The sequence below is a fragment of the Streptomyces sp. NPDC043853 genome (genome assembly GCF_056436025.1).
In genome coordinates, this window is sequence record NZ_JBWKDJ010000017.1 from 93,041 (window position 1) to 114,748 (window position 21,708).

The 21,708-nt window shown below is 74.9% G+C and carries 17 protein-coding genes and 1 riboswitch; of the genes, 6 read left to right on the plus strand and 11 right to left on the minus strand.

Annotated elements, in window-relative coordinates; all coding sequences use genetic code 11:
* Positions 1-48 precede the first annotated feature (48 nt).
* From AC067U_RS32595 to AC067U_RS32605, 3 genes are all read left to right on the plus strand, one after another.
* Positions 49-1,116 carry an aminotransferase class V-fold PLP-dependent enzyme gene (locus AC067U_RS32595; RefSeq protein WP_478833423.1) on the plus strand — a complete coding sequence of 356 codons (1,068 nt, stop codon included), beginning with the start codon at positions 49-51 and terminating at the stop codon, positions 1,114-1,116.
* Between the two features lie 377 nt (positions 1,117-1,493).
* Positions 1,494-2,585, plus strand: a complete 1,092-nt coding sequence (locus AC067U_RS32600) for an amidohydrolase family protein (protein WP_478833424.1) — start codon at positions 1,494-1,496, stop codon at positions 2,583-2,585.
* A 258-nt stretch (positions 2,586-2,843) separates the two neighbouring features.
* Positions 2,844-3,752, plus strand: coding sequence for an SCO1860 family LAETG-anchored protein (locus tag AC067U_RS32605; protein ID WP_478833425.1), 909 nt, complete (start codon positions 2,844-2,846; stop codon positions 3,750-3,752).
* Positions 3,753-3,796: 44 nt separating this feature from the next.
* Here the strand turns inward: AC067U_RS32605 and AC067U_RS32610 are convergent, their stop codons facing one another.
* Positions 3,797-4,990 (minus strand): CapA family protein, encoded by a 1,194-nt coding sequence (locus AC067U_RS32610; protein ID WP_478833426.1) that lies wholly within the window; start codon positions 4,988-4,990, stop codon positions 3,797-3,799.
* 591 nt (positions 4,991-5,581) lie between these two features.
* Positions 5,582-7,246 carry an Rv2231c family pyridoxal phosphate-dependent protein CobC gene (gene cobC / locus AC067U_RS32615; RefSeq protein ID WP_478833427.1) on the minus strand — a complete coding sequence of 555 codons (1,665 nt, stop codon included), beginning with the start codon at positions 7,244-7,246 and terminating at the stop codon, positions 5,582-5,584.
* Positions 7,247-7,376: 130 nt separating this feature from the next.
* Between cobC and AC067U_RS32620 the strand changes: the two genes are divergently transcribed.
* Positions 7,377-8,111: a ZIP family metal transporter gene (locus AC067U_RS32620; RefSeq protein ID WP_478833428.1), complete on the plus strand. Its 735-nt coding sequence runs from the start codon at positions 7,377-7,379 to the stop codon at positions 8,109-8,111.
* A 14-nt stretch (positions 8,112-8,125) separates the two neighbouring features.
* On the opposite strand, the gene AC067U_RS32625 is transcribed toward AC067U_RS32620, so the two are convergent.
* The 7 genes from AC067U_RS32625 to AC067U_RS32655 form a co-directional block, all read right to left on the minus strand.
* Positions 8,126-9,547: a cobyrinate a,c-diamide synthase gene (locus AC067U_RS32625; protein WP_478833495.1), complete on the minus strand. Its 1,422-nt coding sequence runs from the start codon at positions 9,545-9,547 to the stop codon at positions 8,126-8,128.
* Positions 9,544-10,143 carry a cob(I)yrinic acid a,c-diamide adenosyltransferase gene (gene cobO / locus AC067U_RS32630; protein WP_478833429.1) on the minus strand — a complete coding sequence of 200 codons (600 nt, stop codon included), beginning with the start codon at positions 10,141-10,143 and terminating at the stop codon, positions 9,544-9,546. The genes AC067U_RS32625 and cobO overlap by 4 nt, the downstream gene beginning before the upstream one ends.
* The gene (locus AC067U_RS32635) at positions 10,144-12,336 is read right to left on the minus strand and encodes a putative cobaltochelatase (RefSeq protein WP_478833430.1); all 2,193 of its coding nucleotides are present in this window, start codon (positions 12,334-12,336) and stop codon (positions 10,144-10,146) included.
* A 154-nt stretch (positions 12,337-12,490) separates the two neighbouring features.
* On the minus strand, positions 12,491-14,074 hold the full coding sequence (locus tag AC067U_RS32640) for a cobyric acid synthase (RefSeq protein ID WP_478833431.1): 1,584 nt from the start codon (positions 14,072-14,074) through the stop codon (positions 12,491-12,493).
* Entirely contained in the window at positions 14,071-15,039 is a 969-nt protein-coding gene (locus AC067U_RS32645) for a cobalamin biosynthesis protein (protein WP_478833432.1), read from the minus strand. Before AC067U_RS32645 ends, AC067U_RS32640 begins: the two co-directional genes overlap by 4 nt.
* A gap of 35 nt (positions 15,040-15,074) precedes the next feature.
* A riboswitch (cobalamin riboswitch) is annotated at positions 15,075-15,244 on the minus strand.
* A gap of 152 nt (positions 15,245-15,396) precedes the next feature.
* Complete coding sequence (locus AC067U_RS32650; RefSeq protein WP_478833433.1) at positions 15,397-15,618, minus strand: hypothetical protein; 222 nt, start codon at positions 15,616-15,618, stop codon at positions 15,397-15,399.
* 22 nt (positions 15,619-15,640) lie between these two features.
* Positions 15,641-16,903: an inorganic phosphate transporter gene (locus AC067U_RS32655; RefSeq protein WP_478833434.1), complete on the minus strand. Its 1,263-nt coding sequence runs from the start codon at positions 16,901-16,903 to the stop codon at positions 15,641-15,643.
* A 320-nt stretch (positions 16,904-17,223) separates the two neighbouring features.
* Here AC067U_RS32655 and AC067U_RS32660 point away from each other — a divergent pair, with 320 nt between their 5' ends.
* Positions 17,224-18,354: an alpha/beta hydrolase gene (locus AC067U_RS32660; RefSeq protein WP_478833435.1), complete on the plus strand. Its 1,131-nt coding sequence runs from the start codon at positions 17,224-17,226 to the stop codon at positions 18,352-18,354.
* A gap of 287 nt (positions 18,355-18,641) precedes the next feature.
* A complete protein-coding gene (locus tag AC067U_RS32665) occupies positions 18,642-20,051 on the plus strand; it encodes a hypothetical protein (RefSeq protein ID WP_478833496.1) in 1,410 nt (469 codons plus the stop codon).
* Between the two features lie 73 nt (positions 20,052-20,124).
* Here the strand turns inward: AC067U_RS32665 and AC067U_RS32670 are convergent, their stop codons facing one another.
* A complete protein-coding gene (locus tag AC067U_RS32670; protein WP_478833436.1) occupies positions 20,125-20,523 on the minus strand; it encodes a VOC family protein in 399 nt (132 codons plus the stop codon).
* A 102-nt stretch (positions 20,524-20,625) separates the two neighbouring features.
* Positions 20,626-21,522 carry a KPN_02809 family neutral zinc metallopeptidase gene (ypfJ, locus tag AC067U_RS32675; protein ID WP_478833497.1) on the minus strand — a complete coding sequence of 299 codons (897 nt, stop codon included), beginning with the start codon at positions 21,520-21,522 and terminating at the stop codon, positions 20,626-20,628.
* Positions 21,523-21,708: the final 186 nt, after the last annotated feature.

Below are 21,708 nucleotides of genomic sequence, written 5' to 3' on the forward strand. Positions count from 1 at the left end.
AATATCGGGGAATGGACTTTGGGTTCGGGGTGGCGCACAGTTGAAGACATGGATCTTCCGCTGACAGAGCCGGTCCCGGACCTGGCCCAGGAGTTCTCCCCCACGACGACCTACCTCAACACCGCCACCTGCGGACTGCTCCCGGACGGCGCCGTGACCGCCGTCCGGGAACTGGCCGACGCCGCGGCAGCCGGAACGGCCGCCGGATTCGGCGACTTCGACCTGGTGGAAGCGGCCCGCGAACGCTTCGCCCGCCTGGTCGGCGTCGGCCCCGACCGGGTGGCGGTCGGCTCCGCAGTCGCCACCCACGTCGGACTCGTCGCCGCGGCGCAGCCCGCCGGAGCCGAAGTGCTCTTCGCCGAGGGGGACTTCGCCTCGGTGATCAACCCGTTCGTGGTCCGGGGAGACCTCCGGACGCGGTTCGTCCCGCTGGAGGAGCTCGCCGGGGCCGTCGGTGCGGACACCGCTCTGGTCGCGGTCAGTGCGGTGCAGTCCGCCGACGGGCGCACCGCCGACCTCGCCGCGATCCGCGAGGCCGCCACCCGCCACGGCGCCCGGATGCTGGTGGACGCGAGCCAGGCGGCGGGCTGGCTGCCGTTCGACGCCTCGCCGTACGACTACGTGGTCACGGCCGGGTACAAGTGGCTGCTCGGCGCGCGCGGTGCCTCGTACCTCACGGTGTCGGAGGAGGCCCAGGGGACGCTGGTCCCGCTGCACGCCGGCTGGGTGGCGGCGAAGTCCATGTGGGACGCCACCTACGGGCCGATGCCGGAACTGGCTCCGGACGCAAGGCGGTTCGACGAATCCCCTGCCTTCCTGGCCTACCACGCGGCGGAACGCTCGCTGGCCCTGCTGGAGCGCGTCGGGATCGAGGCCGTGCACGCGCACGACACCGCACTGGCCGCGCGGTACCGGGCGGGCCTCGCGCACCTGGGGATCGAACCCGTGCCGGGCGACTCGGCGATCGTCTCGGTGCCCGGGCTGGCCACGCGCCAGCAGGAGCTGGCGCGGGCGGGCGTCCTCACCGCCGCACGCGCGGGCTCGCTGCGGGTCTCCTTCCACCTGTACAACACGGAAGCGGATGTGGACCGCGTCCTGAACGTCCTGGCGGACTGAGCCCGGGGCCGCCTCCCGCCCCGCAGCGGGAGGCGGCCGGCCCGGCGCGAGCGGCGGAGATCAGCCCCGCCGGACCGCCGCCCAGGCGGACTCCGCCGCGGCCGGTGCCGGGGCCCGCCGGCACGGACAACGCGCCCGCGAGGGCGCCCAGCACCGCGGGCAGCGCAGCCGCCGCACGCTCCGCGGTCAGCGGCGGCAGGTCCAGCAGGGGGTGGGTGATCAGGGTGCGCTCTCTTCGTCCGGGGTTGCCGGGGTTGTCCGGTGATACCCCCGAGAGGGTGCCGACCGCATGCGTACAGTGCGTTCATGAGCGACGGCAGCTACCGGACGACCGGAACGGCCGGAACGGTGGCAACGACAGGAGCGACGTGGTCGGCGTGAGCGAAGTGCTGCATGTGAAGGGGCGGGTGCTGGTCGGACCCGAGGAGGTCCGCGACGAGCTCTGGGTCGTCGGCGGCCGGATCACCTACGAGCGGCCGCGCGCGGCCCGCACCGAAGGGGTGACCACGGTGAACGGCTGGGTGCTGCCCGGCCTGGTCGACGCCCACTGCCACGTCGGCCTCGACGCACACGGCCCGGTCGACGAGGCGACCAGCGAGAAGCAGGCGCTGACCGACCGGGACGCCGGAACCCTGCTGATCCGGGACGCCGGCTCGCCCTCGGACACCCGCTGGATCGACGACCGCGAGGACCTTCCGAAGATCATCCGGGCGGGGCGGCACATCGCCCGCACCCGCCGCTACATCCGCAACTACGCCCATGAGATCGAGCCCGCGGACCTCGTCGCGTACGTGGCCCGGGAGGCGGTCCGCGGCGACGGCTGGGTCAAGCTGGTGGGCGACTGGATCGACCGCGAGGCCGGGGACCTGACGGCCTGCTGGCCGCGTGCCGAGGTCGAGGCGGCCATCGCCGAGGCGCACCGGCTGGGCGCCCGGGTCACCGCGCACTGCTTCGCCGAGGACTCGCTGCGCGACCTGGTCGAGGCGGGCATCGACTGCATCGAGCACGCCACCGGCCTGACCGAGGAGACCATCCCGCTGTTCGCGGAGCGCGGGGTGGCGATCGTGCCGACCCTGGTCAACATCGCGACCTTCCCCAGGCTCGCGGACGGCGGCGAGGCCAGGTTCCCGCGCTGGTCGGCCCATATGCGGCGGCTGCACGAGCGGCGCTACGACACCGTGCGGTCGGCGTACGACGCGGGCGTGCCGGTGTACGTCGGTACGGACGCGGGCGGCTCGCTGCCGCACGGCCTCGTCGCGGCCGAGGTGGCCGAACTGGTGAAGGCCGGCATCCCGGTCCTGGACGCCCTGTCCGCGACCACCTGGGGGGCCCGGCGATGGCTGGGCCGGCCGGGGCTCGCGGAAGGGGCGCCGGCGGACCTGGTGGTCTACGGGGCGGATCCGCGCGAGGACGTCGGGGTGCTGGCCGACCCGCTGCGGGTGGTGCTGCGCGGGCAGGTGCGGGGTTGACGCGGGCGTGACGCGGCGGAGCCGGCGGTCGTTGTGACTGCCCGCGCCGCCCGGCCCGCGGGGCGGGAAAGAACTCCCGTTCCGAATGGGACCAGAAGAATCGAATATCCACCCGAAAACCACCCCTTGGGGTGAACTCACCTCAGGTGCCTGTCCGTTCACTCTCGGTGCGTAAAGATTCCGGGGTCGAGGTCGTCGGCGCGCGCGATGTCCCCCATTGGCGGCGCGACGGCTCCAAACTCCTTGGGGGTTCCACCCGTGAACAGCAACACCTTCCGCATGCCCGCACTCCTGCTCGCCGCGGTGGCGCCCGTCGCCGTGCTCGCCGCCGCTCCGGCCGCCCACGCCACCGGCGGCGCCGGCAGCGGCAAGGCCAGTGCGGTGGTCCTGCGCACCGGACTCGACGTGGGCCTGCTCAACAAGACCGTCCACGTGCCCCTGAAGGCCACCCTGAACGAGGTCAGCGCGCCGGCCACGGCGCAGCAGACCGCGCTGACCGTCACCCTCGACGGGGTCGACCAGGGCAAACCCGTCCAGGTGCTGCGCGCGGACGTGGCCACCACCAAGGCGACCGCCGACCGGGCACGGGCCGCCGCCGAGGTCAACCTGGTCAATGCGAAGGTCCATGTCCCCGGACTGCCGCTGCTGTCGCTGATCCAGGTGGAGAAGGTCACCTCCAAGGCCCTGTGCGAGGCGGGCAAGCAGCCCACCGCGAGCTCCAACGTCCTCGGCTCGGTGACCGTGCTCGGCAAGAAGACCACCCTGTCCGCGGGCGGCACCACCAAGGTGGCCGTGCCCGGGGTCGGCGAGGTCGGCCTCACCCTGTCCGGTACCGAGACCACCTCGCGCAGCGCCGCCGCGACGGCGCTCCGCCTCAAGGTCTCGGTCAACCCGCTGAACCTGAACGTGGCCCAGGTGGACGGCGAGGTGGTCCTCGCCGAAGCGCGCTGCGAGGCCCCCGCGGCCGCCTCGCCCTCCCCGCAGCCCACGCCGACGCCGTCCACACCGCCCGGCCTGAAGCCGCAGACCTCCGGAACCCAGGCCAACCTGGCCGAGACCGGGGGCAGTTCGGCCACCCCCTACGTCGCGGGCGGCGCCCTGCTCCTGCTCGGCGTAGGGGCGGGCGCACTGGTCATCGGCCGAGCCCGGAACCGCGGCGGGGCGTGACCCGAACGGCCTGAGGGGGACCTCGACCGGGGGGACGGGGAGGGTCAGGGGCGGGTGGCGCGGGTGAGTCCCTGCGCCCCCGCCCCGCGCGACATCACGGCCTCGGTCACCTGCCGGTCCACGGCCTTGTAGTCGGCCCGGCCACCGGTGCCCTCGCACGAGGTGCACACCACGCGGAACGGCGGCCCCATGTCCGAGTACTGGGTGAAGTACTCGGCCTTCACCACCTCCCAGCGGCCCGGGTGCGCGGTGGACGGGTTCAGCGTGAACCGGGGCACGGAGGACTGGTTGCCGCGCTTCTTGTCGGCGGGAACGAAGCTCGCGACCTGGTCGCCCATGCCGAAGACCACCCAGGTGCCGTTGATCTTCTCGTACGGCTGCGGCACGTGGTTGTGCGTACCGATGATCAGGTCGATGTCGGGCAGCCCACCGGTACGGGCGGCGGTCAGCGCCTCGGCCAGCTCCCGCTGCTGCTGGTCCGGGGCGGTCTGCCACTCGGTGCCCCAGTGGATGCTGAGCACCACCACGTGGGCGCCGGCCGCCCGGGCCGCGCGGGCGTCGGCGAGGATCCGGTCCTTGTCCGTGATGTTCACCGCCCAGGGCTTCCCGGCCGGCAGCGGAATGCCGTTGGTGCCGTACGTGTACGAGAGCTGGGCGATCTTCGCGCCGCCGGCGCCGACCCACCCCGGTGTCCGGGCCTCCTCCGGACTCCGCGCCGAGCCGGTGTGCTTGACGCCCACCCGGTCGAGGTGCTCCAGGGTGCGGGCGAGGCCCTCGTAACCGGCGTCCAGGGTGTGGTTCGAAGCCGTGGAACAGCCGTCGTAGCCCGCGTCCTTGAGGGCGTCGGCGAGCTGGTGCGGTGCCTTGAAGGTCGGGTAGCCGGTGTACGGCCCACCGGGCCGGCCGTACGGTATCTCGTGGTGGCAGAGCGCGACATCGGCTCCGGCGACGATGGGTTTGACTCCCGCGAGTATCTTCCGGAAGTCGTGCCCCTTCCCACCCGCATCGTCCGCGGCGCGCTGAATGATCGACGGGTACGGGATGATGTCGCCGGTCGCCACGAGCGTGAACGGCCGCGCGTCCGCGGGCGCGTCCGGCGCGCCCGAAGGCTGCTTCGCCCCGAGCCGTTGCGTGGCCGGTGCCCCGCCATCGTCGCCGATCCGCGGCACGACGAGCGCCGCCCCCACGACCACGGCCACCCCGGCGACCGCCACGGCGGCCTTCCCCACTGTCCTCATCGTTCCCCCCGCCTTCCAGACGCCCACACTCGCACACCGGTTCCACCCCGGCCCCGCCCGGGGCTCCGCCCCAACACCCCTGAACGGAGCCGGGCTCCGGGGACCACGTACCCGGTGCTGCGGCCCCGGCACTGCGCCCAGGGCAGCGTTCCGGGCCGGCTCCGAAAGGCCGGCTTCGGGTGGGGCGGGTTTGGGCCGCTGAGCGGCGGTGTCCCGGTGTGCCCACCCTCCCCCAAGCTCTCGACTTCGCTCGAGCAGGGGGGACCCCCATCGCCCTGCGGGACGCCTGCCCACACCGAGGTACGTCGGCTGCGCGCATCTCGCGGGGGCGGAGTCTCCCGGGAGGGGGTCGGGGGTGGAGGGTGGGGGTGTCCGGGACACTCAAGCGTGATTTGTGGCGCGCCCCCCGCCCGACAACCGGACTCCGCGCAACGCGCCGTAAATCATGCCGTCCCGGACGCCCCCACCCGGAGCCCACGGCCCCCGCACCCGAAGCCGCCCACCCCCGCCTGGGCCCGGCCCGGCAGCCATGACCTCCGGACCCAGAGCCGACCATCCCCCCAGCCCGGCCCGGCCCAGCCGGGCCAAGAGCTACCCCGCGGTCAAGGCCAGCGCAGCGTCAAGCGCCTGGAGGAAGCCCCCCGTCGTACGCCGATCGCGCACCGCCACGCGCAGCCAGTCCGGCCCCAGCCCCGGAAACGTGTCCCCGCGCCGTACCGCGAACCCCAGCGCCCGCAGCCGCAGCCGGACCTCCGCCGCCCGCCGCACCCGGATCAGCACGAACGACGCCTCCGCCACACCCACCGAGACGACCTCCTCGAACTCCGCGAGCCCGGCGAGCAGATGCGCCCGGTCCACCGCGATCTGCCGCGCCGCCGCATCCGCCTCCGCCAGCGCCGCCGGCGACACGCACGCCTCCGCCGCGACCAGCGCCGGCGTGGACACTGGCCACAGCGGCCGGACGCGTTCCAGTGCCGCGATCACCTCAGGTTCCGCCAGGACGTAGCCGATCCGCAGCCCGGCCAGCCCCCAGGTCTTCGTCAGGCTCCGCAGGACGACCAGGCCCGGTACGTCCGTGCGCCCGGCCAGCGCCTCGCGCTCGCCCGGCACGGCGTCCATGAACGCCTCGTCCACCACCAGCGTCCGCCCCGGCCGCGCCAGCGAGGCCAGGACCGGCGCCGGGTGCAGCACCGAGGTCGGGTTCGTCGGATTGCCGATGACGACGAGGTCCGCCTCCTCCGGCACCGCCGCCGGGTCCAGCCGGAAACCGTCCGCCTCCCGCAGCAGCACCCGCTCCACCCGGTGCCCGGCGTCCCGCAGGGCCGCCTCGGGCTCGGTGAACTGGGGGTGCACCACGACCGGCCGTACGGCGGCCAGCGCCCGCGCGATCAGGACGAACGCCTCGGCGGCTCCCGAGGTCAGCAGCACCCGTTCCACCGGCAGCCCGTGCCGCGCCGCGACCGCCGCCCGTGCGGTCCGCCCGTCCGGGTACGAGGCGAGGGTGTCCAGAGACCCCGCGATCCGCTCCTTGAGCCAGGCCGGCGGCGTGTCCGACCGTACGTTGACGGCCAGGTCGACGAGCCCGGCGCCGGCGTCCACCACCTCCGCGTCCCCGTGATGCCGCAGATCGGGCCCTGCCTCGGCCCCCTCAAGGGCCGCGGCCCCGGCCCGGGCCGCCGCTTCAGGCCGCGCTCCGACGCCGGCCGAGGCACCGGGACCGGCCGAGGCACCGGGACCGGCCGAGGCACCGGCCCCGGCCGAGGCACCGGCCCCGGCCGAGGCACCAGGGCCAGCCGAGGCACCGGGACCAGCCGAGGCACCGGGACCAGCCCCGCCCGGAGCAGCGGTACCCGCCCCGCCAGGGGCACCGGCAGGTCCCAGCGCCCGCGCCACCGCACAGGTCGCCGACGGCGACTTCCGTTTCGGGACGAGGAGTTCGCCGCCCCCGGCGAGTGCCGCCGCCTCCGCCACCGAGGGCGTGGCCACCGCCGCGGCGGCCGCCGCGGAGGGGAGGCCCGGCACCGCCACCCGTGCCAGTTCCTCCGCCGGATATGTCAGCAGCGGTACGCCGAAACGTTCCGCCGCGCCCGCGATCCCGGGCTCCGCGGCCTTCGCCGCCACCGTCGCCAGCGCCGAGACCGCACCGGGCGCCAGCCCGGCCTGCCCCAGGGTCTCCTCGACCAGCTTGCAGACCTCCTCCACGGACACCCCGGACCGGCCGCCGACCCCGACGACCACCCGCTCACTCTCGCCCATTCGGGGCCCCTCCTCCGTGTTCTCCGCAGTCGTATGCCTGTCGGGTCGATCCCGTTCGGTCCCGTCCCGGTCGGCCGCCACCCCGCGCGCGGACGTGCGCCCGCCGCCCGCAGTCTGTATGCAGGGGCACATGGCGGTGATCGTGGCTCTGGGCGCGTTCCTGATGACGCTGGCCGGCGGGTGGACGGCGCAGCGCGTCACCGACCGCCGCCACCTCGTACTCGGCCTGGCCGGCGGGCTGATGCTCGGCGTGGTCGGGCTGGACCTGCTGCCGGAGGCGCTGGAGGCCGCCGGCCACCCGATCTTCGGAGTGCCGCTCGCCCTGCTCCTGTTCGTGGCCGGCTTCCTGGTCGCGCACGTCGTGGAACGGCTGCTGGCGGTCCGTCAGGCGGCTCACGGCGCCGAGGCGGACGGGCACGGCGGCCGGACCCCCGAGGTCGGCCTGACCGCGGCCGCGGCCATGGTCGGCCACAGCATCGCCGACGGCGTCGCCCTGGGCGCCGCGTTCCAGGTCGGCGGGGGCATGGGCGCGGCCGTCGCGCTGGCCGTGGTCACCCACGACTTCGCCGACGGCTTCAACACGTACACCCTGACCCGCCTCTACGGGAACGCCCGCCGCAAGGCGCAGCTGATGCTGTTCGCCGACGCGCTCGCCCCGGTCGTCGGCGCGGCCTCCACCCTGCTGTTCACCCTGCCCGAGGAACCGCTCGGCGCGTACCTCGCGTTCTTCGGCGGGGCGCTGCTCTACCTCGCGGCCGCGGAGATCCTCCCGGAGGCCCACCACCGCCACCCCGCGCTGTCCACGCTGATGTGCACGGTGGGCGGGGTGGCGGGCATCTGGCTGGTGGTGGGCATCGCGGAATGAGCCCGTGGCCGTGGTCACGGCCGGGCTGCCGGGTCGGCAGCCGCAGCCGCAGCCGCAGTCGCCGCCGCGACGAAGCGGGCCGCGACCGCCGGTTCCGCCGCCCAGTGCGTGTGCAGGTAACTGGCGTGCACGCCGCCCTGGACGAAGCCCTCGACCCGGCGCTCCGGATGCGTGAACCCCCACGCCGGAGCAGCCCCGGCGCCGGGCTCGATCACGGTCCGGTGGAACTCGTGCCCGCGCAGCCGGCTCCCGGCGGCGGCGAGCGCGCTGTCCGACACCGCGACGGCCTCGCGGTAGCCCAGCGTCAGCCGCTCCGACATCCGCGCGTCCGCGTCGAGCACCCCGCACATCGGCGTGCCGTCGAGGGAGCGGGCCAGGTAGAGCAGGCCGGCGCACTCGGCGGCCACGGGGGCGCCGCTCGCGGCCAGTTCCGCCACGGCCTTGCGGAGCGGCTCGTTCGCCGCGAGCTCGGGAGCGTACATCTCGGGGAAGCCGCCGCCGATCACGAGCGCGCTGGTGCCGTCCGGCAGGGCTTCGTCGTGGAGGGGGTCGAAGGTCACCACCTCCGCTCCGGCCGAGGTGAGCAGCTCGGCGTGCTCGGCGTAGGAGAACGTGAACGCCGGGCCGCCGGCGACGGCGATACGAGGTGTCCCGCCCCGCCCCCCGGATCGCCCGCCCGCCAGGGGCGAGGCTGGGCCGGCCACAGCGGCGGCGGGGTCCCACGCCACCGCGTCCAGCGGCGGCGCGCTGCGCGCCAGGGCGAGCAGACCCTCCAGGTCGCAGCCCTGGCGGACCTGGTCCGCCAGCGCGCGTACGGAGGCCAGCGCGTCCGCGCGGCGTTCGGCGACCGGCACCAGGCCGAGGTGCCGGGACGGCGCGGACACCTGGGGGGCCCGGCGCAGGACGCCGAGCACCGGCATGCCGGCTTCCTCCAGGGCCTCCCGGAGCATCGCCTCGTGCCGGTCCGAGCCGACCTTGTTCAGGATCACGCCGCCCAGCCGCACCTGCGGGTCGAACGAGGCGAAGCCGTGCACCAGCGCCGCCACCGAGCGGGACTGCGAGGAGGCGTCGACGACCAGGACCACCGGCGCCCGCAGCAGCTTCGCGACGTGCGCGGTCGAGGCGAGCTCACCGCGCCCGGCGGCACCGTCGTAGAGACCCATCACGCCTTCGACCACGGCCAGGTCGCAGCCCCGCGCCCCGTGCGCGAACAGCGGGGCGACCAGCTCCGGGCCGCACATGAAGGCGTCCAGGTTCCGGCCCGGCCGCCCGGTGGCCAGCGCGTGGTAGCCGGGGTCGATGTAGTCGGGGCCTGCCTTGTGCGGGGACACGGCGAGGCCGCGCTCGGCGAACGCGGCCATCAGCCCGGTCGCGACCGTGGTCTTGCCGCTCCCCGAGGAGGGGGCGGCAATCACCAGACGGGGGACGGACGTCACCACTCGATGCCCTTCTGGCCCTTCTGGCCGGCGTCCATCGGGTGCTTGATCTTGGTCATCTCGGTCACGAGGTCCGCGAACTCGCACAGCTTCTCGGGGGCGTTCCGGCCGGTGATCACCACGTGCTGGGTGCCCGGACGGTTCCGCAGCACCTCGATCACCTCGTCGACGTCGATCCAGCCCCAGTGCATCGGGTACGCGAACTCGTCGAGCACGTACAGCCGGTGCGTCTCGGCGGCCAGGTCGCGCTTGACCTGCTCCCAGCCCTCCTTCGCGGCCTGCTCGTTGTCGAGCTGCGCGTCGCGCTGGACCCAGGACCAGCCCTCGCCCATCTTGTGCCAGACGACCGTGCCGCCCTCGCCGGAGGCGCCGAGCACCTTCAGCGCGTTCTCCTCGCCGACCTTCCACTTCGCCGACTTGACGAACTGGAACACCCCGATCGGCCAGCCCTGGTTCCAGGCGCGCAGCGCCAGCCCGAAGGCCGCCGTCGACTTGCCCTTGCCGGGCCCGGTGTGGACGAACACCAGCGGCCGGTTGCGGCGCTGCCGCGTGGTGAGACCGTCGTCGGGGATGACGGTCGGCTGTCCCTGAGGCATTTAGGCGGCCCTCCTGTGGCTTCCTGCCGAAACGGACGTGACGGATGTGCGCGACGCACCGGACATGCCGGATGTTCGCGATGTGCCGGACGTGCCGGATGTGACGGACGTACGGACGTGCTTGACGAGGCCGGCCAGCGAGTCGGCCCGCAGCCCGTCGAGGGTGACCGCCGGCCCGCCGAGGTCCGCGGCCAGTTCCCCGGCCAGGCCCAGCCGGACCGGACCGGACTCGCAGTCCACGACCACCGACGCGATCCCCTCGGCGGCCAGCAGGCGCGCCGCACGGCCGGCGGCCTGCCGCGGGTCCCCGCCGAGGGAACCCGCCGAGGTGGCCCGGCCGTCGGTGACGACCACCAGCAGCGGTCGCCGCGAGGGGTCGCGCAGCCGCTCGACGCGCAGCACCTCGTGGGCCTTGAGCAGCCCGGCGGCGAGCGGGGTGCGGCCCCCGGTGGGGAGCCGGTCCAGACGGGCGGCCGCCGCGTCCACCGAGGAAGTGGGCGGCAGCGCCAGCTCGGCGCCCGGCCCCCGGAAGCTGATCATGCCGACCTTGTCCCGCCGCTGGTAGGCGTCCAGCAGCAGGGACAGCACGGCGCCCTTGACGGCGCTCATCCGCTGCCGGGCGGCCATCGAACCGGAGGCGTCCACGACGAACAGCACCAGGTTGCCCTCGCGGCCCTCGCGGGTGGCCTGCCGCAGGTCGTCCTTGCGGATCACCAGGCCGCGGCCGGACCGGCCGCGCGCCCGCTGGTGCGGGGCGGCGGCCTGCACGGTCGCGGCGAGGTGCAGCTTGGTCAGGTGCCCGCGCGGGCGCTGGGCGCCGGTGGTCCGGCCGTGCGCCGTCCGGGCCCGGGACCGGCGGCCGGACGCGCCCTCGCCGAGCCCCGGCACGCTGAGCATCCGGGTCTTGAACGGGTCGGCGGCGCGTACGGCGGCCTGGGTCGCGGCGTCGCCGGCCGGCTCGGGGGCCTCGCCCCGGGCGGGGGCCGGCTCCGGTTCGGGCTGCTCCGGGGCCGCGTCGGGCTGCTGCTCCTGCTCCGGCTGCTCGGGGCCGGCCTGCGGCGGAACCCCGCCGCCCCCGTCCGTTCCGCCGTCACCGCCGCCGTCCGGACCTCCGTCCGGACCTCCGTCCGGGCCCCCGTCGGGGTCCGGCTCCGGCTGCTCCGGCTCCGGCTCGGGCTCGTCGTCGGGGAAGCCGTCGAGGATCCGGTCGAGCATCTCCTCGTCCAGCCCCGGGGCGTCGAAGGGGTTCCGGCGCCGCCGGTGGGGGAGCGCCAGCAGGGCGGCCTGCCGGACGTCCTCCTTCCGCACGGCGGTACGCCCGGCCCAGGCGGCCAGCGCGGTCGCCGTACGGGCCATCACGATGTCGGCCCGCATGCCGTCCACCTCGAACCCGGCGCACACCGCCGCGATCTGCAGCAGCGCGCCGTCCCCGAGCCCGACCCGCGGCAGCAGCGACCGTGCCGCGACCACGCGTGCCCGTACGCCGTCCTCGTCGCCGGCCCAGCGGGCGGCGAAGGCGGCCGGGTCGTCCTCGTAGGCGAGCCGGCGCCGGACCACCTCGACCCGCTGCTCCGGCTCCCGGGAGGCCGCGACCTCCACGGTCAGGCCGAACCGGTCGAGCAGCTGCGGACGCAGCTCGCCCTCCTCCGGGTTCATGGTGCCCACCAGGAGGAACCGGGCTGCGTGCCGGACCGAGACGCCTTCACGCTCCACGTAGGAGGCGCCCATCGCGGCGGCGTCCAGCAGGAGGTCGATCAGGTGGTCGTGGAGCAGGTTGACCTCGTCCACGTAGAGGATCCCGCGGTGCGCGTCGGCCAGCAGGCCGGGCTCGAAGGCCTTCACGCCCTCCGCGAGGGCGCGCTCGATGTCGAGCGCGCCGACGAGGCGGTCCTCGGAGGCGCCGACGGGCAGCTCCACCATCCGGGCGGGGCGCGCGGTGCCCTCGGCCGCGTCGTGCGGGCCGTCCGGGCAGGCAGGGTCGGGCGCGCCCGGCGCGCACGAGAACCGGCACCCGGGGACGACCTCGACCTCCGGCAGCAGCGCGGACAGGGCGCGTACGGCCGTGGACTTGGCGGTGCCCTTCTCGCCGCGCACGAGCACGCCGCCGACCGCGGGGCTGACGGCGTTCAGCAGCAGCGCCAGGCGGAGGTCCGCCTGGCCGACCACCGCGGTGAACGGGTAGGGCGTACTCACGTGTTGCTCACTCCTTCGTACGGCAAGGTGGCTGCATTTATGGCGGGCTCGGTGGGGGTCCGCTGCGCGGGGCCTTCCCCCACCCCGCCCTCCCCCTCGCTGCGCTGGGGGGAGGGCGGGGTGGGGGAACAGCCCTGCAGGGCAGACGGCCCGCTCACGGCGCGCCCGGCGGAATGAACGGCAGGCCCGACGGGGCGCCGGACTCGATCAGCCGCAGCAGGGCGTCCGTGTCCGCGTGCTGCTCGATCAGGTCGCCCAGCAGGTCGAGCTGTTCCTCGCGCAGTGCGGCGAAGGACGTGTCCGGGGCCGGGACGAAGCGCCGGCCCGCCGCGGCCGCGACCTGCCGCAGGAAGGCCCGCCGGAAGCCGTCGGACTCCAGCGAGCCGTGCCAGTGGGTGCCCCACACCGAGCCGACCCGGCAGCCGTCCAGGAACGGCTCCCCGCCCAGCACCTCGGCCACGCCGTGGTGGATCTCGTACCCGTCGACGGTCTCGCCGAGCGCCGTGCCCGTGGGCCGGGCCAGGGTCTTCTCCCGGGCGAAGCGGACCCGTACCGGCAGCAGCCCGAGGCCCTCCACCACGCCCGCCCGCGACTCGACCTCGTCCTCGATCCGCTCGCCGAGGGCCTGGAAGCCGCCGCAGATGCCCAGCACCGGCCGCCCCTCGGCGGCCCGCCGGGCGAGAGCGTCCGCCAGGCCGCGCGCCCGCAGCCACTCCAGCGCCTTCACCGTGCCGCGGGTGCCCGGTACGACGACCAGGTCGGCGTCGGCCAGCTCCTCGGGCCGGTCCACGAACCGCACCACCACGCCCGGCTCCGCCGCGAGCGCGTCCACGTCCGTGAAGTTGGACATCAGCGGCACCGCGCACACCGCGACCCGCAGCACGTCCTCGCCCACCGGAGGGGCGACCACCGACTCGCGCACCGCGCCGCGCAGCGACACCCGCAGGCCGTCCTCCTCGTCGATGCCCAGGCCGTGCTGGAAGGGCAGCACCCCGTACGTGGCGCGCCCGGTCATCGACCGGAGCATCTCCAGGCCGGGCTCCAGCAGGGAGACGTCGCCGCGGAACTTGTTCACCAGGTAGCCGACGACCAGCGACTGGTCCCGCTCCGACAGCAGGGCCGTGGTGCCGAAGAAGGACGCGAAGACCCCGCCCCGGTCGATGTCCCCGACCACCACCACGGGGAAGTCCGCGGCCCGCGCGATCCCCATGTTCACGATGTCCGTCCGGCGCAGGTTGATCTCGGCCGGGCTGCCCGCCCCCTCGCAGATCACGGCGTCATACGTGCCCCGCAACTGCTCCAGGCAGTCCGTGACCACACCGAGCAACTGCTCCCGTCCGCCGTGCAGTGCCTTCCCGGGGGACACTGCGCCTGATGGCGGCTGCGCCGCGGGCCCGGACCCCCCGAAGAACCCACGGGCGCTCATCTCGCCCACCGGCTTGCCCAGCAGCACCACCTGGCTGCTGCGGTCGCTGCCGGGCTTGAGCAGCACCGGGTTCATCAGCGCGGTCGGTTCCACCCGGGCCGCCTGGGCCTGCATGGCCTGAGCCCGGCCGATCTCCGCGCCCTCCCGGGTCACGAAGGAGTTCAGCGACATGTTCTGCGCTTTGAAGGGCGCCACCTTCACGCCCTGCCGCGCCAGCCACCGGCAGATGCCGGCGGTGACCACGCTCTTGCCCGCGTCGGAGGTGGTGCCCGCGACGAGCAGCCCCCCGCCCCGCTTGCCCGTCCCGCTCACCCGCGCCCCTTCCGTACCGCTCGTACCGCCCGTGCCGCCAGCAGCCGGCCCGCCACGCAAGCGCCCAGCGCCAGCCAGGTCACCTGCCGGGAGAGCCGGACCGCCCGTTCGATGTCCGCGACCTCCACCGGCCGCCCCTCCGCGCCGTTGAGCACCGCCCGGTGCTCCACCCGCCCGCCGTAGGCGAGGGTGCCGCCCAGCCGCACCCCGAGCGCCCCCGCGAAGGCGGCCTCGACCGGGCCGGCGTTGGGGCTGGGGTGGGCCGCGGCATCGGTACGCCAGGCCCTGACCGCCCCCCGACGGTCAGGGCCGGCGAGTACGGCGGCCAGTGCGGTCAGCCGGGCCCCCGGCCAGCCCGCGAGGTCGTCCAGCCGGGCCGAGGCCCAGCCGTAGTTGAGGTGGCGGGGGGACTTGTGGCCCACCATCGCGTCGAGGGTGTTCACGGCGCGGAACGCGACCAGTCCCGGGACCCCGGCCGCGGCCCCCCACACCAGCGCGCCGACCACGGCGTCGGAGGTGTTCTCGGCGACCGACTCCACCACGGCGCGCGCGATCTGCTGCTCGTCCAGGGAGTGCGGGTCCCGCCCGCACAGGTGGGGGAGCCGCTCGCGGGCCACCTCGGTGTCACCGGCGGCCAGGGCACCGCCGATCGCCCGGGCCTCCCGGCCCAGCGAGGTGCCGCCGACGACGGCCCAGGTGGCGGCGGCGGTCAGGGCGATCCGGAGGGCTGCGGGGCGGGAGCGCACGGCGCGGGCGGCGACCGCGCCCAGCGCCGCTGCGCCGCCGGCGCACACCGCGGCGTGCACCACGCCCCGGGTGCGCCGGTCGCGCCAGAGGGCGCGCTCCACGGCGGCGGCGGCTCGTCCGAAGGCTGCGACGGGGTGCCCGCGGCGCGGATCACCGAGGATCCGGTCGCCGATCAGGCCCGCCGTCACGCCGTACGCGAAAACGCGATCGGCACGCATGGGGCAGGTATGTCCTCACTCAGGGTCCGCGCCCTGGTTCGACGTGTCCGGTGGCGAGAGTTCCTGGCTCCCGCGAGGCACGGGGCCCGGTACGAAGGACCGGCCGTGCTCCGCGGTGACAGTGGCGGGACCGCGCCGGATTCGCACCGGACTTCCTCTGCTGCCGCCGTGATGGCTCCGGCAGTCCACCACGCACCGCGATCGCCCGTCAACTTGCCGTTGACCTGCGGCGGAAGTGGGGTGCGGACGGGGCAGGGCATGCGAAAGCTCCCCCCGGGACAACCGGGAGGAGCCTTCGGACGCGGTGGGTGCCGCGGTGCGTGCCGCGGGGCGTGCCGCGACGGGTGCCGCCTCGGGTCAGACGACGATCAGGTAGATCCCGTAGGCCACGGCCGCGGCGCAGAGCGCGAAGGCGGCGTAGGCGCCGGTCCGGGCCAGGGCGGCGGTGCCGCCCTGCTCGGTGGCGGCCTCGTGCTTGGAGAGACCCACCAGGCCCAGGGTGAACAGGGCGACCAGGAGGACGGTGGCGGAGAGGCTGACTCCGAAGACGGAGCCCAGGGCTGCCCAGTCGATCTTCATGCTGCGAAACCTTCTCTGCTGGTCAGACCGCGGCGGCCGGAGCCGTCGGGGTCTCGCCGGACGCGTGGGCGTTCGGGGCGGGGATGGTGGCCTTCAGGTCCTCGTCGGTGACCGCGGCGGTGGTGCCCGCCGGCGGCACGGCGACGGCCGCGATCGCGGTGGTGACCACGCCCGGCTCCTCGCCGTCGACCTCGTTGACGTTGTGGTGGTCGACGACCTGACGGCGGGAGATCAGCCAGATGGCGAGGCAGGAGCCCACCAGGAAGACCGTGACGGCGGCGACGCCGATGTCACCGATGCGCATGACGTACTCGGCGCCCGCGCCGACGGCGGCGGCGGCCGGCAGGGTCAGGCCCCACGCGACGAACATGCGGGTCGCGGTGGACCAGCGGACCACGCCGCCCTTGCGGCCGAGGCCGGCACCCATGACCGCGCCGGAGCACGAGTGGGTGGTGGAGAGGGAGAAGCCCAGGGTGGAGGAGGCGAGGATGACGGACGCGGCCGAGGTCTGGGCGGCGAAGCCCTGCTGCGGCTGCAGGTCGGTCAGGCCCTTGCCCATGGTCCGGATGATCCGCCAGCCGCCCAGGTAGGTGCCGAGCGCGATGGCCATACCGGCGGAGACGATGACCCAGACCGGCGGGTTGGAGCCGGGCGCGAGCGCGCCGCCGGCGACCAGGGCCAGGGTGATGATGCCCATCGTCTTCTGCGCGTCGTTGGTGCCGTGCGCCAGGGAGACCAGGCCGGCGGAGGCGATCTGGCCGGCCTTGTAGCCCTTGGCCGAGGTCTTCTCGCCGACGTTGTTGCCGAGCTTGTACGTGAGGCGCGCGGCCAGCATCGCGGCGACGCCGGCGACGATCGGCGCGGCGACCGCGGGGATGAGGACCTTGGTCACGACCACGTCGCCGTTGACCGCGCCGATGCCGGCAGAAGCGACCGCGGCACCGATCAGGCCGCCCATCAGGGCGTGCGAGGAGCTGGAGGGCAGGCCGACCAGCCAGGTCAGCAGGTTCCAGAGGATGGCGCCGACGAGCGCCGCGAAGATCACCTCTGGCTGGATGCCCTCTTCGTTGACGAGACCCTTGGAGATCGTCTTGGCGACCTCCACGGACATGAACGCGCCGACGAGGTTGAGCACGGCGGACATGGCCACCGCCGTCTTGGGCTTGAGGGCGCCGGTCGAGATGGTGGTAGCCATCGCGTTGGCGGTGTCGTGGAAACCGTTCGTGAAGTCGAACACGAGAGCGGTGATGATCACGATCCCGAGGAGAAGCGTTATGTGCTCCATTTACCCAGGCTTCTGTTTGGCGTCAGTGGCTCGGCGAACGTAAGCAACCTAGGTGAACGAAAAGTGAACTGACTCGGGCCTTGCGGTGTACCCGCGCGGTTCGACTTAGGGACGCTCGTCCTGATACTGCCGCCAATGCACCGATTCGCGCACGTCATCGAGGGGTGAACGGAACCTTACGCATGCGACTTCAGGCATTCCGGACGCCCGCCCGGCCCCGCCGAAGAGACGTACATCACTCCAGGCCGGACGCTTCCGGAGGCACCTCCTCCGTGTGTCCTCCGCTGGCCGGGCCCCAGCCCGCCGCCGAAACTGGAACGGTGCGCACAGCGACAGCGACGGCAGCGGCCGTCACCACCACCCTCCTGGGCGCCGGAGCGGCCGCCGTCGTGGCCGGGCGGTACGCCGCCGACGCCGCGCTGCGGCCCGAACCGGGGCGCCCGCTCCCCGGCGGCCCCCGGCTCACCGTCCACTCCACCGCGCCCGGCCGGATCGCCCTGACCCGCACCCTGGCCACCCTCCGCCCGGGCACCCACGGACTGGACGCCCCCGGGGTGCACGCCGTGGTCGGCCGGGTGCTGCGGGACGTCCCGCACGACCCGGACACCGTGGTCCGGGAACTCGTCCGGATCACCCACGGCACCCTGGAACCCGGCACCCGGGTCCGGCTCACCCCCCAGGTCCACCTCGGCAACCCGCGCTCCGCGCTCGGGCTCGACCACGCCGACGTGGACGTCCCCGGCGAGCTGGGCGGACTGCCCGCCTGGTTCGTGCCCGGCGCCCGCGACACCTGGGTGATCACCGTCCACGGGCTCGGCAGCACCCGCGAGCACCCGATGGTGGTCATGCCCTTCCTCCACCGGTACCACCTGCCGGTGCTCGACCTGGCCTACCGCGGCGACCTCGGCGCCCCCGCCTGCCCCGACGGGATCAGCCACCTCGGTGCCTCGGAATGGCGCGACCTGGACGCCGCCATCCGCTACGCGCTCCGCTACGGAGCCCGCCGGGTGATCCTGCACGGCTGGTCCACCGGCGCCACCATGGCCCTCTACGCCGCCCAGCGCTCGGCCCTCGCCGACCGCATCGCCGGGCTGGTGCTGGACTCCCCGGTGCTCGACCGGCACACCACCCTGCGCAACCTGGCCCTCGCCCGCGGGGTGCCCGCCGCCCTGCTGCCGCTGGCCGTCCGGGCCGCCGAGGCCCGGACCGGGCTGCTGGCCGGCCACCGGAACCCGGTGGCCGACCCGGCCGCCCTGCGCGTGCCGGTGCTGGTCTTCTCCGGCCCGGACGACCGGATCGCCCCCTGGGAGCCGGCTCGCCGGCTCGCCGCGCTGCGCCCCGACCGCGTCACCCTCTATCCCGTCCGCGACGCCTCGCACGGGGGAATGTGGAACGCCAACCCGGCCCGCTACGAGGAGGTGCTCCGGCGCTTCCTGACCCCGCTCATGTGAGGCTGGGCTGAGGCCCGGCCCCGCTCGCGTGCGCGGGCCGGCCGGGGCCCCGTCGCCCGCGGGCGGACCCGCCCTCCCGCGTCCCCCCGGAGGCGGGCGGCTTGTCCTGGTCTGTCCCGCCGGTGCCACCCCGCCCGACCAGCGGTAACGGCTGGTTCCGTTTGGGCTTTCGGCCTGTCACGGGCGAGACTGATTCCGTGACGTCCCGAAAGCCTGATGAGCAGTTGGCTCGCGCTTCCAGACTCCGACTCGTCTCCCCGCGCTCCGTCGCCACCGCCCGCAAGGCGGTGACCAACCGGCGCACCCGGCCGGCCTCGCGCCCGCCGGAGGGCACACCTGCCGCGCCCGAACTCGCGCACCGCGCCCGGGCGTCGCTCTCCGACGCGGTCAGACTGGCCCGCTGGGCCGAGGGCAACCTCGGGACCGCCGACGGACCGCGCCCCACTCCGGCCGGGGCGCTGGCCGCCCCCGACGTCGAACGGGCCTCCGGGGACCTCCGCCTGACGCACGGCCAGGTCCGGGCCGGCTGGGACCGCGCCCGCCTCGCCGGGCTGGTCGAGATGCACGGCGGCAGCGCCCGCCCCGGCTGGCGGCTGCGGGCCTGGGACCGCGACGACGCGGCCGTGCTCCGCGGCTGGGTGGCCCTGTTCGACGCCTGGTCGCTGGTCCACCCCGCGCCCGCCGACATCGCCCCCGAGCTGGTCGCCGAGGTCGTCGAGGCCATGCCGCAGGTCCTCTCCCTGCTCCAGCTCTCGGCCGGCCCGGTCGGCGTACCCGCCCTGCTGGACCTGCTCGGGCAGCGTGTCGCCGAACTCCGCGAGGAGCGCTGCGAGGTCCCGTACGACGCGGAACCCGCGGCCGCGCCGCACCCCGAACCGGCCGCACCCGAAACGGGCACCCCGGACGCCCGCGCGCAGGACGCCCGCACCCCGGACGCCCGCACCCCGGACGCCCGCACCCCCGAGGGCCGTACCGCGCCGCTCGCCCGGCTGCTGCGCTGGGCCCTCGGCGGGCTCGCCGCCGTCGACGCCGTCACCCTCGGCCCCGCCGAGGCCGGACTCACCCCGCTCGGCAGCTGGGCCGTCTGGGTCAAGCTGGAACAGATCTGCGTGGCCGCGCAAAGCCCCGCCGGGAACATCGAGCAGTCCGCCGCCGCGATGCTGCACGGCTGCGCCCGGCTCACCCCCGGCCCCGCCCGCGCCGAGTACCGCGCCTGGCTGGCCGCCCGGCCCGTGGGACACGCCGTCAGCGAGCTGCTGCAGGCCGCCCGCGGGGAGGACGCGTTGCTGCGCGGCCTCGCCTTCGAGGCGCTCCGGGTGGTCGGCGCCCCCGCCGAGCCCGAGGTGCGCGCCGCCTCCCGCGAGCCGGCGCTGCGGCCCTACGCGCTCCTCTGGCTGGCCGAGCACGACGGGGCGGACCCGGAAGAGGCCCACGAGGTCCTCACCCCGGAGGAGCAGACCTGGCTCTGGGTGGACACCGCGGCCGCCATCGCCGATCACGGCGAGGCCGACCTGCTGGCCCGCCACCTCGACTCGGCGGTCCGCACCACCGTCCCGCGGCTCCTCGACGAGGTCCGGGCGGTCGGCCATCCCCGCACGGTGCAGGTCCTGGTCGCGCTGGCCGCCGCGCACCCCGACCCCTCGCTCGCCAAGGCCGTCCGGAGGGCCGCCTTCCAGGTCCACACCGGCGGGGTCTGAAACGTCGGCACCGCCTGGATCCGGGGCCGCCGTCCGGCGGCGCCCCGGACCCAGGCCGCCGGGCGGCCGGCGCTCAGACCGTCGGCGCGTACGTCCCGAAGCTCCAGATGTTGCCCTCCGCGTCCCGCGCCATGTAGTCCCGGGAGCCGTAGTCCTGGTCGGTGGGCTCCATCAGGATCTCCACCCCGTGCTCCACGGCCCGGCGGTGGTGCGCGTCGACGTCCTCGACGACGACGTACACCCCCGTCGGGCCGGGCTCCTTGCCCATCGCCTGGTCGAACTTGCTCCCGGTGCCCCGGCTGCCGAGCATCACCACGCCGTTCCCGTAGGACAGCTCCGCGTGCCGTACGGAGCCGTCCTCCCCTTCGTAGACCGCGACCCGGTGGAAGCCGAAACCCTCCGTCAGCAGCTTGATCGCCGCCCTGGCGTCCCGGTACGTCAGCGCCGGGCTGATGGACGGTGTGCCCGCCATGACGATCACTCCCTCTCCTGAACCCGTGAACTCCTGGACCCGAATGTGATCCGGGACACAGTCTGGCAGGATCCGCCGGTGCTCGCGGCAGCCTGTGGACGGTCAGCCGAAGGTGTTGCACCGGGCCATGTCGCCCGTGCGGTAGCCCTGGTAGAACCACTGCTGCCGTTGCGCCGCCGAGCCGTGGGTCCAGCTCTCCGGGTTCACCCGCCCCTGCACCTTCTCCTGGATGCGGTCGTCGCCCACCGCCGCGGCCGCGTCCAGGCCGTCCCGGATGTCCTCGTCGGTCAGCCGGGTGAGCAGCGGACGGCCGGTGGTCCGGTCGGGGGTGGTCGTCGCGTTCCGCGCCCACACCCCCGCGTAGCAGTCGGCCTGCAGCTCCACCCTGACGGCGTTGCTGGCCGCGCCGACCCGGCCGTCCTGGGCCCGCTGCAGGGTCCCCAGCTGGTTCTGGATGTGGTGCCCGTACTCGTGGGCCACCACGTACGCCTGCGCGAAGGGCCCGCCGCTCGCGCCGAACGTGGTCTGCAGCTCCCGGAAGAAGCCGAGGTCCACGTATACCTTCCGGTCGACGGGGCAGTAGAACGGGCCGACCGCCGAGCTCGCCATGCCGCAGCCGGTGTTCACCCGCCCGTCGAAGATGACCGTCGGAGCCGGGCGGTACTGCCCGCCGCGCCGCGCGAACTCCTGCTGCCAGAAGTCCTGGGCGCTCCTCGCCACGAACAGCATCCGGCAGTCCTCGCGGGCGTTCGCGGCCGCCCCGGTCCCGCAGGCCCGCTCCACCTCCGAGGAGGAGGTGGACGTGGAGGTGGTGGGCGGCGCGGTGTCCCCGGAGGACAGCCCCAGCTGGTCCGGCCCCACGCCGAACAGCAGCCCCAGGATCACCGCGAGCAGACCGGCCAGGCCGCCGCCGATCGTGGCCTTCCCGCCCGGGATGCGGTTGCCCCGCACGTCCTGGACGTCGGACGTGTCCACATTGGCGTCGTCGTCGAACTGCATCCCGCACCGCCCTCCGCTCAACGTGTCCGCCGCTGCGGCGAGGACCACCTCGTTCATCCTGATACGCAGGCATATGGCGCGGGTCGCGGCGAGGGCCGAACGGGGGAGGGGCGCGTGATGTGCCGCCCCTGCCTCGGCACGGTCACGGCGGTCCGGCTACGCTCGGCGCCCGCGCCGTGCCACCGC